Genomic DNA, 16,574 nt, shown 5'->3' on the forward strand with positions numbered 1-16,574 from the left:
CAGAGTTTATTCTGAACGTTATCTGTGAGCCATCGCTCGGTGTGTCCCCAGGTGTGGACAAGGCTGTGGAGAACCAGCATGATGGGACGCCTGGTCAAGACCTTCCGGTTCGCCAGTTCCACACAACCCTGTCATCATCGACACAGGGCCCCGGCCGGCGTCGGTCGGGCTGCAGTCACCGGGTTCACCAACCATGCCGATCAGGAGTCCGTCGTGCCCGACGCCGCCAACACCAAATGGCTCTCAGCCCTTGAGGTGCTCTCCAGCTCCGGAGAGCTGGGGCAGGGCAAGATGTCCATGATCCGCATGACCCACCTCATCGACGTCGACGGCACGCTCGTCCTCGTCGTCGGATCGGCCTTCGCCAAGGACATCGTCGAGCAGGCACGTGCCCCCATCAGCGCCGCCATCACCCAGGTCTGGGGCCGCCCCATGCCCATGGAGGTCACGGTCGACACCTCTTCGGAGGCCTCGCGCGCACCGATGACTCCCATGGCTCCCGAACCCGTCAACCTGGCGACCGTCGCCCCCGCACCGGCATCCTCCCCATCCCCCTCGGTCCCGCCCCAGCCGTCAGGACCCTCCACCGTGCCGCCTGCGCCCACTCCACCGACGGTACCCGCCTACGGCGAGCAGCTCACCAAGCCCTCGCCCTACTCGGCGACCTCCCCCTCACCGATGCCTCACTCCCAGGCCTCCGCCGCCTCCGCACCGTCGACCATGTCGGGTTCCCTTCCCGGCAGGTCGGGACTTCCCGGCACCTACAGCCCCGGGGGCACCGGCCCCCAGAATCCCACCGGGCTGCTGACGCCCACCGCGGCCCACGACGTCTCCCAGCTCAATCCGAGATACACCTTCGATACCTACGTCACCGGCTCCTCCAATCGCTTCGCCCACGCCACCGCGCTGGCCGTGGCCGAGGCCCCGGCCCGTGCCTACAACCCCCTGTTCATCTACGGCGGCTCCGGCCTGGGCAAGACGCACCTCCTGCACGCCATCGGCCACTACGCCCAGACCCTCAACCCGGGGATTCGCGTCAAGTACGTCAACTCCGAGGTCTTCGTCTCCGACTTCATCGCCTGCGTGCGCGACGGCAACCAGGACGACGGCCGCATGGAGGGCTTCAAGCGCCGCTACCGCGAGGTCGACATTCTCCTGGTCGACGACATCCAGTTCCTCCAGGGCAAGGAATCGACCCTCGAGGAGTTCTTCCACACCTTCAACTCCCTGCACTCCTCGGGCAAGCAGGTGGTCCTCACCTCCGACCAACCCCCCAAGGCCCTCGGCGGGCTCGACGAGCGCCTGCGCTCCCGCTTCGAGTGGGGCCTGCTGGCCGACGTCCAGCCCCCGGACCTGGAGACCCGCATCGCGATCCTCTCCCGCAAGGGCACCGCCGAGGGCCTCGACCTGCCCTTCGACGTCCTGGAGTACATCGCCTCACGCATCACCACCAACATCCGCGAGCTCGAGGGCGCCCTCATCCGGGTCACGGCCTTCGCCTCCCTCAACAAGCAGCCCGTCGACCAGACCCTGGCCGAGATGGTCCTCAAGGACATCATCTCCGACCCCGAGGGCCAGGAGATCACGACCTCCCTCATCATGGCGCAGACCGCCGACTACTTCGGCATCACCATCGACGACCTGTGCTCGGCCAACCGCTCACGCACCATGGTCTCGGCCCGCCACATCGCCATGTACCTGTGCCGCGAGCTCACCGACCTCTCCCTGCCCAAGATCGGGCGGGAGTTCGGCGGGCGCGACCACACCACCGTCATGAGCGCGGACAAGAAGATCCGCACCCTCATGGCTGAGCGGCGCTCCACCTTCAACCAGGTCACCGAGCTGACCAGCCGCATCAAGCAGGCCGCCCAGTCACCCGCCTGAGCCGACGACGCACCTTCCCCCTCGGGACGTCGGCTCCGAGGCTTCCGCCCTGAGTCGACCTACTCCACGAGGACTGGGATCCACTGGCCAAGGGTTGTGCGTACTGCACGAAGGCCCCACCTACCCGCAGTACACCCCACCCTCCTCCAGTAGCAGCCCACCTTCGTGCAGTGCGTTCCGGCAAGACTCGGCACCACCCCTGGTGACCGGGCCGGCCCGCTGTGGACGGTGCTGAGGAGGACACGTGGAGGAGCGAGCGTGTCGCTGTGGAGGTAGCGCACCCCCGCTGTGGAATGACATGGATGTCATTCGCTCTCTCCACCGAGACGTTGCCTGACTCACCAGAACCACCCACGTGTCATTCCCCAGCGTCACTGGCGTCATGACGGCGAAAAATCCTGTTATCCCCAGCATCCACACGTGCTACTACCCCTACAGATCTAGATGACAAGAAATCGCGAAGCACGATCGGCCAACGGGACCGGACCAGGCCTCGGGCGCTTGTCATTCGGAAAGGCTCATGGGATGAGCATGGGTGATCGCTGGTGACAGGGTGGCTCCCACGGACTACCGTCTACACTCTCGACCCAGGACTGCGTTCCCAGCGACGCCGTTCCCATGACGACTGTCCGCCGGCGACCTGCCGGCACCACGTATTTCTCTCGGCTCAGTAGTGCCACGACGCCTACCGGCCGACCGACCACGATTGACGGAGGCACCTACCGTGAAGCTCAGGGTTGACCGAGACATCCTCGCTGAAGCCGTCACCTGGACTGCACGATCCGTGCCCGCCCGCCCGCCGGTACCCGTGCTCGCCGGAGTCAGGCTTGAGGCCAAGGGCTCCAGCCTCGTCCTGGCCTCCTTCGACTACGAGGTCTCCGCCCACTGCGAGGTGGCCGCCGACGTCGAGGAGGACGGCGTCGTCCTCGTCTCTGGACGCCTCCTGGCCGATATCGCCAAGGCACTGCCGAACAAGCCCGTCGACCTGGAGGTCGAGGGCAACAAGGTCGCCGTCTCCTGCGGGTCGGCCCGCTTCTCCCTGGCGGCCATGGCCGCCGACGACTACCCGGCGCTGCCGGTCATGCCCGCCGTCGCCGGCACGATCGACGCCCACGACCTGGCCCGCGCCGTCGGACAGGTCTCCATCGCCGCCTCCCGCGACGACACCCTGCCGCTGCTCACCAGCGTCCAGATCGAGGTCGAGGGCAGCTCGCTGGTCCTCATGGCCACCGACCGCTACCGCCTTGCCATGCGGGAGCTGACCTGGTCGCCGTCCAACACCGAGCTGTCCACCACGGCTCTGCTCAAGGCCCGCACTCTCTCCGACGTCGCCAAGTCCCTGACCTCTTCCGGAGACGTGACCGTGGCCCTCAGCAGCGATTCGGCCGCCTCCAGCCTCATCGGCTTCGAGGCCGGCGGCCGGCGCACCACCTCCCTGCTCACCGACGGCGACTACCCGCCGGTGCGCCGCCTCTTCCCGGAGTCCACCTCGATCCACGCCACCGTGGGCACCGACGAGCTCATGGCCGCCGTGCGCCGCGTCAGCCTCGTCGCCGACCGCTCCACCCCCATCCACATGTCCTTCACCCAGGGCAACCTGGAGCTCGACGCCGGACAGGGCGACGACGCCCAGGCCACCGAGCAGCTCGTCGCCCACCTCGAAGGCGACGACATCTCCACCGCCTTCAACCCCGGCTACCTCCTCGACGGCCTGGGCGCCCTCAACCAGCCCTACGTCCGCCTCGACTTCACCCACGCCTCGAAGCCCGCGGTGCTCACCGGTATGGACTCCATCGGGGGCACCGAGGACTCCTCCTTCCGCTACCTGCTCATGCCGATCCGCTTCGGGGCCTGAGACCCGACGGGGCATGTACGTCTCTGACCTCTCCCTGGACGACTTCCGCTCCTACCGCAGCCTGGTGCTGTCCCTGGAGCCGGGCCCCAGCGCCTTCGTCGGTTCCAACGGGCAGGGCAAGACCAACCTGGTCGAGGCCATCGTCTACCTGGCGACCCTCTCCTCCCACCGGATCGGCGCGGACACCGCCCTCGTCCGACGGGCGGCACCGGGGCAGGCCCAGCCGGCCGGCGCCGTCGTGCGCGCCCGGGCCGTCCACGGGGAAAGACCCAGCGTCCTGGAGATCGAGATCATCGCCGGCAAGGCGAACCGGGCCCGCCTCAACCGGGGCGGCTGCCGGCCCCGCGACCTGCTCGGGGTGCTGCGCGCGGTCGTCTTCGCCCCCGAGGATCTCTCCCTGGTGCGCGCCGAGCCCGGGGTCCGCCGGGGCTTCCTCGACGACCTGGTCGTCACGCTGCGCCCGGGCCTGGCCGGGGTGCGCGCCGAGCACGACAAGATCCTCGCCCAGCGCGCCAGCCTCCTGAAGTCTGCGCGCGCGGCCCGCTCCTCGACCTCCTCCATGCTCTCCACCCTGGAGGTCTGGGACGCCCAGCTCGCCGCGGCGGCCGCCCGGCTCATCGCCGCCCGGGTCGACGTCGTGCGGCGCCTGCGCCCCTGGGTGGCCTCCGCCTACGAGACCGTCTCCGGGACCTGTGGGCAGCGCTCCCGAGCCCAGATCGCCTACCGCTCGAGCCTGCTGACCCATGAGGGAGTCCCGGAGCCCGACCCCCACGACGAGACGGCCTGGCTCGCCGGCGAGGAGACGCTCCTCGATGAGACCGCCCTGGCCGCGCGCCTGGAGAGCGCCATGGGTGAGCTCCACGCCCGCGAGATCGACCGCGGCGCCAACCTCGTCGGGGCGCACCGCGACGACCTGAGTCTGTTCCTGACCGGTCTGCCCGCCCGCGGATTCGCCTCCCACGGCGAGCAGTGGTCCTTGGCCCTGGCACTGCGCCTGGCCTCCTACGACATGCTGCGCACTGACATCGACGCCTACGGCGGGGACGGCGAGCCGGTCCTCATCCTCGACGACGTCTTCGCCTCCCTCGACGAGCAGCGCCGTCGCGCCCTGGCCCAGATGGTCGCCGGCGCCCAGCAGGTCCTGCTGACCGCCGCCGTCGACGACGACGTCCCCGCCGAGCTCGCCGGCGCCCGGTATCGCGTGGCCGACGGTGAGGTCACCCGTGGCTGAGCCGTCCGCGTCCACCGGCGATGGCCCACTGCCCGACGTCCTGGCGCAGCGGGCCCTGACCCGCCAGCGCGCCCAGGCCTGGGAGAAGGGCGACAGCCGCGTGCCGGCCCGCCGGCTGCGCGAGCCGGCCGGCGGTTCCGGGGCCAAGGACGCACAGCCGGCGGCGCCCTGGGACCAGCGCCGCGAGCTGGCCCGGGCCCTGGGACAGAACCCCGACGACCCGGCTGACCGCGGCCCCGGACTGGCGCGGGGACGCGACCGGCCCGGCCCCACCCCCTTCGACCCCCGCACCGGGCAGCGCGAGCTGCGCCGCATGGTGGCCGACAACGGCTGGGCGGGAAAGCTCGCGGTGGCCGGCGTCGTCGCCCGGTGGCGAACCATCGTGGGTGACCAGGTCGCCGAGCACTGCACCATCGAGTCCTTCGACGCCGGGCGCATCACCCTGCGCGCCTCGTCCTCGAGCTGGGCCCAGCAGCTGCGGCTCCTCCAGCCCACCATCGAGGCCAGGATCGTCGAGGCCCTGCGCTCGGGTCCCGGCGGCCGCCAGGCCGGAGGGATCAGCACTGGCGACGCGGTGGAGCTGCGGATCCTGGGGCCGGCCGGCCCGACCTGGAAGCGCCGCGGAGTCGGCCTGCGCGGCACCCGTGGTCCGCGCGATACCTACGGATAGTGGGAGTGCGGGTATCATTGGCAACGCACCGGCCGCGGCCGTCGTCGTCGCAAAGACACGGAGCTGGAGCCAGGCGCCGGGCGATGCGGTGATCCACGCGAGACAGAGGTGACCACGGGCACGCCCCCAGCTGCTCACGGTGCCGCGGTTCACGGGCCCATCTACGCTAGAATGCGGTGAAACCGCCCAAGGTGCGCCCAGGACCGTCCTGATGTACCCACCTACGTGTGCGCACGATCCTCCTCAGGATCGTCGTGTGAAGGGGCCGGACGGAGACATCGGACCACTGAGGTCCCGATGCGCACAGATTGAGGAGCAACTGACACGTGTCTGACCAGGACGCCACTGTGAATCACGATTACGGAGCCTCGGACATCACCGTCCTCGAAGGGCTCGAAGCGGTCCGGAAGCGCCCCGGCATGTACATCGGTTCCACCGGTGAGCGGGGTCTGCACCACCTCGTCTACGAGGTCGTCGACAACTCCGTCGACGAGGCCCTGGCCGGCTACTGCGACCACATCGAGGTCACCATCCTGGCCGACGGCGGCGTGCGCGTCAGCGACAACGGTCGCGGCATCCCGGTCGACGAGCACCCCACCGAGCACAAGCCCACCGTCGAGGTTGTCATGACGATCCTGCACGCCGGCGGCAAGTTCGGGGGCGGTGGCTACGCCGTCTCCGGTGGCCTGCACGGTGTGGGCATCTCCGTGGTCAACGCCCTGTCCACCCGGGTGGACACCGAGGTCCGCCGGCAGGGTTTCGTGTGGCGCATGTCCTTCGCCGACGGCGGCCGCCCCATCACCGAGCTCGTCAAGGGCGAGGCCACCGAGTCCACCGGCACCACCCAGACCTTCTACCCGGACCCGACCATCTTCGAGACGGTCGACTTCGACTACGAGACGCTGCGCCGTCGCTTCCAGCAGATGGCCTTCCTCAACAAGGGCCTGCGCATCACCCTGACCGATGAGCGCCTCGGCGTCCAGGACGCCGGCGACGAGATCGCCGGGGACGACTCGGCCCCCGACGCCCCCGAGGTCGGCTTCCGCACCGACTCCTACTGCTATGAGCACGGCCTGCGCGACTACGTCGCCTTCCTCAACAAGTCCAAGAAGGCCGAGCTCATCCACCCCGAGATCATCGACTTCGAGGCCGAGCAGTCCCTGGGCGAGAACCACTCCATCAGCCTGGAGATCGCCATGCAGTGGACCAGCGCCTACTCCGAGTCGGTCCACACCTACGCCAACACGATCAACACCACCGAGGGCGGCACCCACGAGGAGGGCTTCCGCACGGCCCTGACCACCCTGGTCAACAAGTACGCCCGGGACAAGGGCCTGCTCAAGGAGCGCGACGACAACCTCACCGGTGACGACATCCGTGAGGGGCTGACCGCCGTCATCTCCGTCAAGCTCTCCGAGCCGCAGTTCGAGGGCCAGACCAAGACCAAGCTCGGCAACACCGAGGCGCGCACCTTCGTCCAGCAGACGGTCTACGCCCAGCTCGGCGACTGGCTGGACTCCCACCCCGGTGACGCCCGCGCCATCATCACCAAGGCCTCCCAGGCCGCCGCCGCGCGCCTGGCCGCCCGCAAGGCCCGCGAGGCCACCCGCCGTAAGGGCGTCCTGGAGTCGGCCTCCATGCCCGGTAAGCTGCGCGACTGCTCCTCGAAGAACGCCGCGGACTCCGAGATCTTCATCGTTGAGGGAGACTCCGCCGGTGGCTCCGCCGTCGGCGGCCGCGACCCCGAGCACCAGGCGATCATGCCGATCCGCGGCAAGATCCTCAACGTGGAGAAGGCGCGCCTGGACCGGGCCCTGTCCTCCGACACGATCCGCAGCCTCATCACCGCCTTCGGTACCGGAATCGGCGAGGACTTCGACATCGCCAAGCTGCGCTACGGCAAGATCGTCATCATGGCCGACGCCGACGTCGACGGCCAGCACATCGCCACCCTCCTGCTGACCCTCCTGTTCCGCTACATGCGCCCGCTCATCGAGCACGGCCACACCTACATCGCCATGCCGCCGCTCTACCGGCTCAAGTGGTCCAACGCCGAGCACGAGTTCGCCTACTCCGACGCCGAGCGCGACAAGCTCCTGGCCGCCGGACAGGAGAAGGGCCGCCGCCTCCCCAAGGACGGCGGGATCCAGCGCTACAAGGGTCTGGGCGAGATGAACGACCACGAGCTGTGGGAGACGACCATGGACCCCACCACCCGGATCCTCAAGCAGGTCACGCTCGATGAGGCGGCCGATGCCGACGAGACCTTCGCGATCCTCATGGGCGACGACGTCGAGCAGCGGCGCTCCTTCATCCAGCGCAACGCCTCCGACGTCCGCTTCCTGGACATCTGAGCGGCACCGAGCCACACGTGAAGCGCCGGCCCGTGGCCGGCGACCTCCTCTGAACACGAAGGAATCCTGTGAGCGACGAAGTTGAAGAGATCATCGGCGACGAGGGAGCAACGAACGCACCCGCCCCCGAGCGCATCCAGCCGGTCGACCTCCAGATGGAGATGCAGCGCTCCTACCTCGACTACGCGATGAGCGTCATCGTGGGCCGGGCCCTGCCCGACGTGCGCGACGGGCTCAAGCCGGTCCACCGCCGCGTCCTGTACGCCATGTACGACGGCGGCTACCGCCCCACCGCCTCCTTCTCCAAGTCCTCGCGCATCGTCGGCGACGTCATGGGGACCTACCACCCCCACGGCGACAGCGCCATCTACGATGCCCTGGCCCGCCTGGTCCAGTGGTGGTCGCTGCGCTACCCGCTGGTGGCCGGCCAGGGGAACTTCGGCACCCCCGGCAACCTGGGGCCCGCCGCCCCCCGGTACACCGAGTGCAAGATGGCGCCCCTGGCCATGGAGATGCTCCGGGACATCGACGAGGACAGCGTCGACTTCCAGGACAACTACGATGGACGCAACCAGGAGCCGGTCATCCTGCCGTCGAGGTTCCCCAACCTCCTGGTCAACGGCTCCGAGGGTATCGCCGTCGGCATGGCCACCCGCATCCCGCCGCACAACCTGCGCGAGGTCGCCCGCGGAGCCCAGTGGTATCTCGAGCACCCTGACGCCTCGCGTGAGGAGCTGCTCGACGCCCTCATCGAGCGGATCCCCGGACCTGACTTCCCCACCGGCGCCACGATCCTGGGCCGGCGGGGCATCGAGGACGCCTACCGTACCGGCCGCGGATCCATCACCCAGCGGGCCGTGGTCAACGTCGAGGAGATCCAGGGCCGCCAGTGCCTGGTGGTCACTGAGCTGCCCTACCAGGTCAACCCCGACAACCTGGCTGACAAGATCGCCCAGCTCGTGCGCGACGGCCAGGTCACCGGCATCGCCGACATCCGTGACGAGACCTCTGGGCGCACCGGTCAGCGACTGGTGATCGTCCTCAAGCGCGACGCCGTCGCCAAGGTGGTCCTCAACAACCTCTACAAGCGCACTCAGCTCCAGGACAACTTCCCGGCCAACATGCTCGCCCTGGTCGACGGGGTGCCGCGCACCCTGAGCCTGGACGGCTTCGTGCGCCACTGGGTCGCCCACCAGATCGACGTCATCGTGCGCCGCTCCCGCTTCCGCCTGCGCAAGGCCGAGGAGCGCCTCCACATCCTCGAGGGCCTGCTCAAGGCCATTGACGCCCTCGACGCCGTCATCGCCCTCATCCGGCGCTCGCCCACCACCGAGGAGGCCCGCACCGGCCTCATGGGCCTGCTGGACGTCGACGAGGCCCAGGCCGAGGCCATCCTCTCCCTCCAGCTGCGCCGTCTGGCCGCCCTGGAGCGGCTCAAGATCCAGGAGGAGTCCGAGGAGCTGCGCGCCCGGGTCAAGGATTTGCGCGAGATCATCGCTTCCCCGGAGCGCCAGCGGGGCATCGTCTCCGACGAGCTGGCCGAGATCGTCGAGAAGTACGGCGACGAGCGCCGCACCCGGATCGTGCCCTTCGACGGCGAGATGAGCATGGAGGACCTCATCCCCGAGGAGGACGTGGTCGTCACCATCACCCGCTCCGGCTATGCCAAGCGCACCCGCACCGACTCCTACCGCTCCCAGCACCGCGGCGGCAAGGGCATCCGCGGAGCCACGCTGCGCGAGGACGACGTCGTCGACCACTTCTTCGTCACCACGACGCACCGCTGGCTGCTGTTCTTCACCAACTACGGACGCGTCTACCGCGCCAAGGGCTACGAGCTGCCCGAGGGCGGGCGCGACTCCAAGGGTCAGCACGTGGCCAACCTCCTGGCCTTCCAGCCCGGCGAGGAGATCGCCCAGGTCATGGAGCTCCAGGACTACGACCAGGCCGACTACCTGGTCCTGGCCACTCGCCGCGGCCTGGTGAAGAAGACCCGCCTGAGCGAGTACAACTCCAACCGCTCCGGCGGCGTCATCGCCATCAACCTGCGCCAGGACGAGGAGGGCAACTACGACGAGCTCGTCTCCGCCCGCCTCCTGAGCAGCGGGCAGGACCTCCTGCTGGTCTCCCGCGCCGGCCAGTCGCTGCGCTTCCACGCCGATGACGACACCCTGCGCCCCACGGGCCGGGCCACCAGCGGCGTCACCGGCATGCGCTTCCGTGAGGACGACTACCTGCTGGCCATGGACGTCGTCGACCCCTCCTGGCAGGACGCGGACCTGTTCGTCGTCACCGAGGGCGGCTACGCCAAGCGCACCAACGTCGTCGACTACCCCGTCAAGGGCCGTGGCGGCCTGGGTGTCAAGGTCGCCAACCTCGTCGAGGCCCGAGGCAACCTCGTGGGCGCCTTGGTGACCGACTCCGGTGACGAGGTCCTGTGCATCATGGCCTCGGGCAAGGTGGTCCGCTCCGCCGTCGTCGAGGTCTCGCGGACCGGTCGGACCACGCAGGGCGTGACTTTCGCCAAGCCCGACGCCGGAGACCGCATCATCGCGGTGGCCCGCAACACTGAGCGGGACATGGAGGAGGCGGTCGATGCCGCCGATAGCGCCCCGAGTGCCGACTCTGCGGACTCCACCGACCAGGCCCAGGCTCTCCAGGCCCCGGAAGGTGACACTGGCGACTCTCCTGCGGACTCAGCGGCGGACACGGTAGCGTTGGAAGACAACGAGAGTGAGGTCGAAGCATGAGCCAGCCGGTTTCCATGTCCCCTGACGGTGGGCAGTCCGCAGGTGCCGCATCCATTGTGGGTGGCGCGGATGCCTCCGGCAGCGCGTCGGGCGGCAAGAGCAAGAAGAGCAAGAAGACCATCGCCGGGCCGCGCCGTGTGCGTCTGGCCCTGACCCGGGTCGACCCCTGGTCAGTGATGAAGGCGAGCTTCCTGCTCAGCTTCGCCGCGGGCATCATGCTCATCGTCGCCACGGCGGTCGTGTGGTTCATGCTCGACGCCATGCATGTGTTCTCCACCATCGAGGAGCTCGTCAAGACGGTCGCCGGTGAGCGCTCCAACACCTTCTCCGCGATCGTGGCCTACCTCGAGCTGCCGCGGGCCCTGGCTGTCTCCACGATTGTCGCCGTGGTGGATATCGTGCTGATGACCGCCCTGACCACGCTGGGCGCCTTTCTCTACAACATCACTGCCACCCTCGTCGGTGGGATCCATCTCACGCTTGCGGACGAGTGATCGGATTTGGTCTGCGATAGCCGGACAGGTTAATCTTCTCCGGTCGCAAGGGCCTATAGCTCAGTTGGTTAGAGCGCATCCCTGATAAGGATGAGGTCGCTGGTTCGAGTCCAGCTAGGCCCACCGTCCGCGGTGAGACGATGAGGAGGTTTCATGAGGAACCGTGCAGTCGTATCAGCCGCGGTCTTTTCGTTCCTGGCCGCTGCGGGTTATGCCGCGTGGCTCAGGTTCGAGGCGGCCCGTATGGAGCGGGCCGCGTGGGCCGAGGTCACCGACCCCGTTGACTAGCAGCTGACGGAACCGGTGAGCATCCTCCCCGAGGGGCCATGGCGCAATTGGTAGCGCACCTGCTTTGCAAGCAGGGGGTTACGGGTTCGAGTCCCGTTGGCTCCACCACTGATTTCTCATACTCCCCGCTCCCCGAGATGGGCCATGATGGTGGTCCACCTCGGGGATTCTCTCGTCGGTACAATGTGTGCCGGAGGTGACCGTGATGGATCCGGTGTCACTGGCGACCGGAGGGCTGTTCTTCTCATGGCTGGCGCATGACCTCGAGGAGCTGGCCACGATGCCCGGCTGGACGCACCCGCTTTTCGACAAGGTTCCCTTCCTGCCCGAGGACATCCGACGTCACGGCTGCTCGCGTGAGCACGTCTACCTGGGGATCGGTCTCATGGGTGTCGTCATGGCTGTTGCTTCCATTGACGGCTACCGCACCCGTGGACGCTCGCCCGTCTACCAGGCCGCGCTCTACGGCTACGGCATGCACACCTTCAGCCACCTGGGCTCGGCGGCCCTGGCCCGGCGCTACACCCCGGGGGTGGCGACGGCGCTGCCGGTCGTCCTGCCCTTCTGGATCTTCGCGAAGCGGACGCTGCGAGCTCATGGGGTCGAGGTGCGCCCCCACCGATGGGTGATCCCCGCCTTCCCGGTCATCGCCGGCACGGCCCTGGGCAGTGCCTACCTGATGACGACGGGGCGGTCGAGGGAACGTCGTCGAGATGGAAAGCAACCTTGACTGAATGACAAGGTTGCTTTATATTTGAGGCATGACTTCCTTGCCTGACGTCACAAGAACCGGGCGCAGCGTGGTGGTGCTTCTCCTGATGCGAACCGTCCTGCTCTTCGCTGGCACCGGTATCGTTCTGCCCTTCGTCGACTGGAGCTATAACCGGGCCCTTCTCTGGACCAACGTGACGGTAGTGATCGCTGACGTCATCACTCTGTTTGTCGTGTCTCAGATGCTGGCTCGGAAGAATCGTCGCCTGCGTGATCTCCTGGCTCCCAGCCGGCTGGGCACAGCCTGGGGACTGCTGGCATTCATCATGCTGTTCATCGGATTCTTCATCTCGACTTTCATTGGCAATCTGGTTGCGTATCAGGGGCCTCCTCCCGCCTCAGGAGGATGGCATGGTGTTCCCTTGTGGATGGGATGGTGGGCTTTGCTCGTCATGCCGGTGACGATCGCCCTGGCAGAAGAAGGCTTGTATCGCGGGTATGCAGCCGAGGTTCTCGAATCTTGTTGCCATAGGAACGCGGCACTCGTCGTTATCGCATTCTTCTTCGCGCTTCAGCACACGGCATTGACGCCATTGACTCCGCGGGCGCAGCTCGCCAGGTTCGTCACCACCTTCTTGGTGGGGATACTCATGGGGTGCATGCGTTGGCGGTGTCGTGGCGGTCTGTGGCCGCTGGTGGTCGCTCACTGGGGTCTCGATGTGCTTGGTCTTGGGCTTCCGGTTCTGTTAGCATCGCAGGTATCATGAGTAGTGACCGTAAAGCACACGTCGCCTACCTCGTTCGGTTCACCATAGGCATGGTGCTTTATTCTCTGGCTATTTTCGCCAACAGATTCTGGCTCCATTCCGTGGAGGGGACGCCATGGCGATTCATTGTTGTGCTGCTTCCCATGATCGGAGCCTGCGTGTGCGCGTGGGCAATGAAGAGGATGTTCCAAGAGATTGATGAGATGCAGCAGAAGAAAATGCTGGATGCTCTGGTCATCTCTTCGGCGGGCACGATTCTCACCTGTATTGCCTACGGCTTTATGGAGGAAGTTGGCCTGCCTCTTCTCAGCGCCTCATGGGTTGTGATGGTGTGGGGAGTGTTCTTCATCGTCGGAACATTGTGGACGGCCTGGCGGTACCGGTGAGGAACGCACTTAAGGTCCTGCGCGCCCAGCGCAGCTGGACTCAGGCCAGGCTCGCCGAGGAGCTGGGTGTCTCCCGCCAGACGGTCAATGCCCTGGAGGCCGGTCGCTACGACCCCTCCCTGCCCCTGGCCTTCGCCATCGCGCGCGTCTTCGGCCTGACCATCGAGGAGATCTTCTTCCCCGATGACAAGGCCTCCTAGGATGAGCACCGTGAGCCGCACCGTTGACATTCCGCCCCCGAGGCGAGGACGTCGCGAGCTCGTCGAGGACACCGGGGTGCGGCTCGGCCTGCACATCAAGTCGGCCGAGCAGGCCATGATGGCCGCCAAGACCGAGGCCCTGAGGCGCTTCGGCCTCACCGTGGCCCAGTACGCGGCCATGCTCTCCCTGTACTACGTGCCCGAGCAGTCCTCGGCCCAGCTGGCCAGGGCTGCCGCGGTCACTCCGCAGACGATGGCCACCGTCATCGCCAAACTGGAGCAGAAACGACTCGTCACCCGTCACCCCTCCTCCTCCCACGCCAAGGTCCTCATCGCCTCGCTCACGACCGAGGGTGAGGCCCTGCTACTGCGCGCCGACAAGGTTGCACGCCGCATCGAGCAGCGTATGGCCGAGTCCTTCACCGCCAAGGAGCGTCAGCAGCTCACCGAGATGCTCGGGCGGGTCACTGCCCTTCTGCGCGACGACCTCATTGCCGAGTAGCGGCCGAGACATCGACGATCACTGCTGTCTCGGGCCCACGATCACCACTGGCTCAGCGAATCGCAACGGGGCTGCTCCGTGTCATGTATCAGGTATCTGATACTGTGTTGGTGACTGATACAGGAAGGTGTTGCTCATGAAGGCCATGCAGATCGTCAGCTTCGATGGCCCGGCGTCCGGGTTGCGGTACCAGGAGGCCTCCACTCCTGAGCCCGGACCGGGTCAGATCGCCGTGGATGTGGACCATGCCGGCGTCGGCTACGTCGAGGCACTCTTCACCGAGGGCCTCGTGCCCATCGACCTGCCCTGGACTCCCGGGCTGGAGGTGAGTGGCCGAGTCCGTGCTCTTGGGGACGGTGTGGATGGCTACCGGGTCGGGGACGCCGTCGTCGCTCTGACCATCACCGGGGGTGGTGGCTACGGGCAGGTCGCCGTGGCTCCCGCCGAGCTCGTGACGCCTCTGCCCGCGGGCCTGGACCCGGTCCTGGCCGCCGCAGTTCCGGCCAACTCGACGACGGCGCTCGTCGCCCTGGAGGAGATCGCCCACCTGCGCCGCGGCGAGAGCGTGCTGGTCCACGCCGCCGCCGGTGGCCTCGGATCGCAGATGGGCCAGGTGGCCCGACTGCTCGGGGCGGGCCGCGTTGTCGGCGTCACCCGCAGCGAGGCCAAGCGCCAGGAGATCCTGGACCTGGGTTATGACGAGGCCTGGTTGACCGAGGATCTCGCGGAGGCCGACCCCGCCCAGTTCGACGTCGTCGCCGACCCGGTGGCCGGCCCGGCCCGGCTGCGCAGCCTCGACCTGCTGCGTACGGGAGGACGGCTCCTCGCGCTGGGGGACGCCTCCCAGGAGCAGGACCAGCAGGTGAGCACCACGTCGCTGTGGCTGCGGGGCATTGGCGTCATCGGCTTTAACCTCGGGGCCTTCAGCCAGGCGAACCCAAGACTCGTCGGAGGCCACCTGAGGCGCGCGGTGGAGCTCGTGGCCTCCGGAGAGCTCCGTGTTCACGTCACCGACCGCCTCCCGATTCAGGAGGCCGCTCAGGCCGTTGCCGCGGTGCGCGCGGGAACCACCACCGGCAAGATCGTCCTGACCCACTCGCAGGACTGACGACCCGTCCAGGTCCGCAAGATTCGTCAGTGAGCTCTGGGCGCCATACGGGCATCATGGAACGCATGAGAGAAACGATTGGCTCCTTCGACGTCGTTGGCCTGCCTCTTCGGACGTCGAACCGAGAGGCGGCCCGCACCATTCCTCCTCACTGGCGGGCCGCTGCCGACGCCGGGCTCCTCGCACCCGAGAAGCCCGGCGTCGGCCCCGGCATCTATGCGGTCTACACCGACTACGAGACTCCCGGTGACGATGTCGACGGTGTCTACACCCTCGTCATCGGTAGGCGCATCGAGGCCGGAGGTCCGGTTCCCTCTGGTCAGGTGACTGTGACGATCCCGAACTCCACTCGCGACATCGTCACGCTGGCCGATGCCCGGCCGGAGAGTGTCTATGACGCGTGGGCGGATGTCTGGGCCCGCAAGGACCTGACCCGAGACTATCGTGCCGACTACGAGTACTACGCTCCGGACGGATCGATTTATCTGTCCATCGGGGTCCTTTCGGACACATGAGGGCTGAGCAGTACCAACGCCAGCTCGACGTTGTCACCGACTACATCTACGCGCATCTCGACGACGACCTCAGCCTGGAGACTCTCGCTCAGGTCTCCGGGTTCTCCCGCTATCACTGGCACCGCATCTACCGGGCGGTGCGCGGGGAGACGGTCGCTCAGACCGTACGCCGTCTCCGTCTGGAGCGGGCTGCCGCCATGCTCACAGAGACCTCGTGGCCGGTGGAACGGATCGCCTGGAAAGCCGGGTTCACCGGCACCGAAGTGTTCAGTCGAGCCTTTCTCCGCGCATATAGGACGACTCCCAGCCGATTCCGCATCGGTGGACGCCCGGCATCGATCGACTCACCAGTGACGAGCTGTGGTTCAGGATCGACGTCGTCGGTGAGTCAGGACCCGGGGTGGGCGGTTCGTGTGGAGACTCGCCGCGGCTATCGACTTGCCGTATCCGAGCACCGTGGTTCCTATATGGATATCGGCCGGGCCTTCAGCCGAGTCAGAGACCGTGTGGGCTCAGGGAGTCTGATGGTTGCCATCTATGAGGACGATCCCGACGCCGTTCCCCCGGCTGATCTGCGCTCGGCGGCTGGAACCGTCGTCGACCCCGGTACGAAGATTCCCCACGGCCTTGCTGAGAGGATGGTGCCGGACGGACGGTACGCGATCATGCGTTACATCGGCCCGTACTCGTCGATGCATGCCGCCTACCGGTGGCTCTACGGTCAGTGGCTGCCGAGCTCGGGCGAGGAGCCGCGAGACCATCCGATCATCGAGGAGTACCTCACCGACCCGGCGACCACACCACCTGTCGACGCCGTCACCGACATCCTCCTGCCGCTCCTGTGAGGCATCCGGCCTGA

Annotated in this window: 16 protein-coding genes and 2 tRNA genes; all 18 read left to right on the forward strand. The window is 67.5% G+C overall.

Translation table 11 applies throughout. The features are described from left to right. Positions 1–213: 213 nt before the first annotated feature. On the forward strand, positions 214–1,884 hold the full coding sequence (gene dnaA, locus JJJ14_RS00005) for a chromosomal replication initiator protein DnaA (RefSeq protein WP_201444324.1): 1,671 nt from the start codon (positions 214–216) through the stop codon (positions 1,882–1,884). A 724-nt stretch (positions 1,885–2,608) separates the two neighbouring features. Further along, positions 2,609–3,739, forward strand: a complete 1,131-nt coding sequence (gene dnaN / locus JJJ14_RS00010) for a DNA polymerase III subunit beta (RefSeq protein WP_101588199.1) — start codon at positions 2,609–2,611, stop codon at positions 3,737–3,739. 13 nt (positions 3,740–3,752) lie between these two features. Continuing rightward, positions 3,753–4,970, forward strand: coding sequence for a DNA replication/repair protein RecF (gene recF / locus JJJ14_RS00015; RefSeq protein WP_141405933.1), 1,218 nt, complete (start codon positions 3,753–3,755; stop codon positions 4,968–4,970). Continuing rightward, complete coding sequence (locus JJJ14_RS00020) at positions 4,963–5,640, forward strand: DciA family protein (protein WP_201444325.1); 678 nt, start codon at positions 4,963–4,965, stop codon at positions 5,638–5,640. Before recF ends, JJJ14_RS00020 begins: the two co-directional genes overlap by 8 nt. Positions 5,641–5,966: 326 nt before the next feature. Next, positions 5,967–7,994, forward strand: a complete 2,028-nt coding sequence (gene gyrB, locus JJJ14_RS00025) for a DNA topoisomerase (ATP-hydrolyzing) subunit B (RefSeq protein ID WP_075253653.1) — start codon at positions 5,967–5,969, stop codon at positions 7,992–7,994. 68 nt (positions 7,995–8,062) lie between these two features. After that, complete coding sequence (gene gyrA, locus JJJ14_RS00030) at positions 8,063–10,744, forward strand: DNA gyrase subunit A (RefSeq protein WP_201444326.1); 2,682 nt, start codon at positions 8,063–8,065, stop codon at positions 10,742–10,744. Continuing rightward, entirely contained in the window at positions 10,741–11,238 is a 498-nt protein-coding gene (locus JJJ14_RS00035) for a DUF3566 domain-containing protein (RefSeq protein ID WP_075253651.1), read from the forward strand. Before gyrA ends, JJJ14_RS00035 begins: the two co-directional genes overlap by 4 nt. Before the next feature lie 49 nt (positions 11,239–11,287). Next, positions 11,288–11,361 (forward strand) — tRNA-Ile (locus tag JJJ14_RS00040). Between the two features lie 30 nt (positions 11,362–11,391). Further along, on the forward strand, positions 11,392–11,526 hold the full coding sequence (locus JJJ14_RS12535) for a DLW-39 family protein (RefSeq protein ID WP_009396342.1): 135 nt from the start codon (positions 11,392–11,394) through the stop codon (positions 11,524–11,526). 32 nt (positions 11,527–11,558) lie between these two features. Continuing rightward, a tRNA-Ala gene (locus tag JJJ14_RS00045) sits at positions 11,559–11,634 on the forward strand. A gap of 97 nt (positions 11,635–11,731) precedes the next feature. Beyond that, the gene (locus JJJ14_RS00050) at positions 11,732–12,256 is read left to right on the forward strand and encodes an HXXEE domain-containing protein (RefSeq protein WP_201444327.1); all 525 of its coding nucleotides are present in this window, start codon (positions 11,732–11,734) and stop codon (positions 12,254–12,256) included. A gap of 31 nt (positions 12,257–12,287) precedes the next feature. Next, positions 12,288–13,004 (forward strand): CPBP family intramembrane glutamic endopeptidase, encoded by a 717-nt coding sequence (locus tag JJJ14_RS00055; RefSeq protein ID WP_101559266.1) that lies wholly within the window; start codon positions 12,288–12,290, stop codon positions 13,002–13,004. Continuing rightward, complete coding sequence (locus tag JJJ14_RS00060; protein WP_101559267.1) at positions 13,001–13,390, forward strand: hypothetical protein; 390 nt, start codon at positions 13,001–13,003, stop codon at positions 13,388–13,390. The genes JJJ14_RS00055 and JJJ14_RS00060 overlap by 4 nt, the downstream gene beginning before the upstream one ends. Beyond that, positions 13,387–13,590, forward strand: coding sequence for a helix-turn-helix transcriptional regulator (locus tag JJJ14_RS00065; RefSeq protein WP_101559330.1), 204 nt, complete (start codon positions 13,387–13,389; stop codon positions 13,588–13,590). Before JJJ14_RS00060 ends, JJJ14_RS00065 begins: the two co-directional genes overlap by 4 nt. A 1-nt stretch (position 13,591) precedes the next feature. Next, a complete protein-coding gene (locus JJJ14_RS00070) occupies positions 13,592–14,092 on the forward strand; it encodes a MarR family winged helix-turn-helix transcriptional regulator (protein WP_201444329.1) in 501 nt (166 codons plus the stop codon). Positions 14,093–14,228: 136 nt separating this feature from the next. Further along, positions 14,229–15,200 carry a quinone oxidoreductase family protein gene (locus tag JJJ14_RS00075; protein WP_201444330.1) on the forward strand — a complete coding sequence of 324 codons (972 nt, stop codon included), beginning with the start codon at positions 14,229–14,231 and terminating at the stop codon, positions 15,198–15,200. Positions 15,201–15,265: 65 nt separating this feature from the next. Beyond that, positions 15,266–15,715: a GyrI-like domain-containing protein gene (locus tag JJJ14_RS00080; RefSeq protein WP_236592849.1), complete on the forward strand. Its 450-nt coding sequence runs from the start codon at positions 15,266–15,268 to the stop codon at positions 15,713–15,715. Further along, the gene (locus tag JJJ14_RS00085) at positions 15,712–16,560 is read left to right on the forward strand and encodes an AraC family transcriptional regulator (protein ID WP_201444332.1); all 849 of its coding nucleotides are present in this window, start codon (positions 15,712–15,714) and stop codon (positions 16,558–16,560) included. The genes JJJ14_RS00080 and JJJ14_RS00085 overlap by 4 nt, the downstream gene beginning before the upstream one ends. Positions 16,561–16,574: the final 14 nt, after the last annotated feature.

Source organism: Actinomyces sp. HMT 175 (assembly GCF_016694895.1).
Lineage (GTDB): Bacteria > Actinomycetota > Actinomycetes > Actinomycetales > Actinomycetaceae > Actinomyces > Actinomyces oris.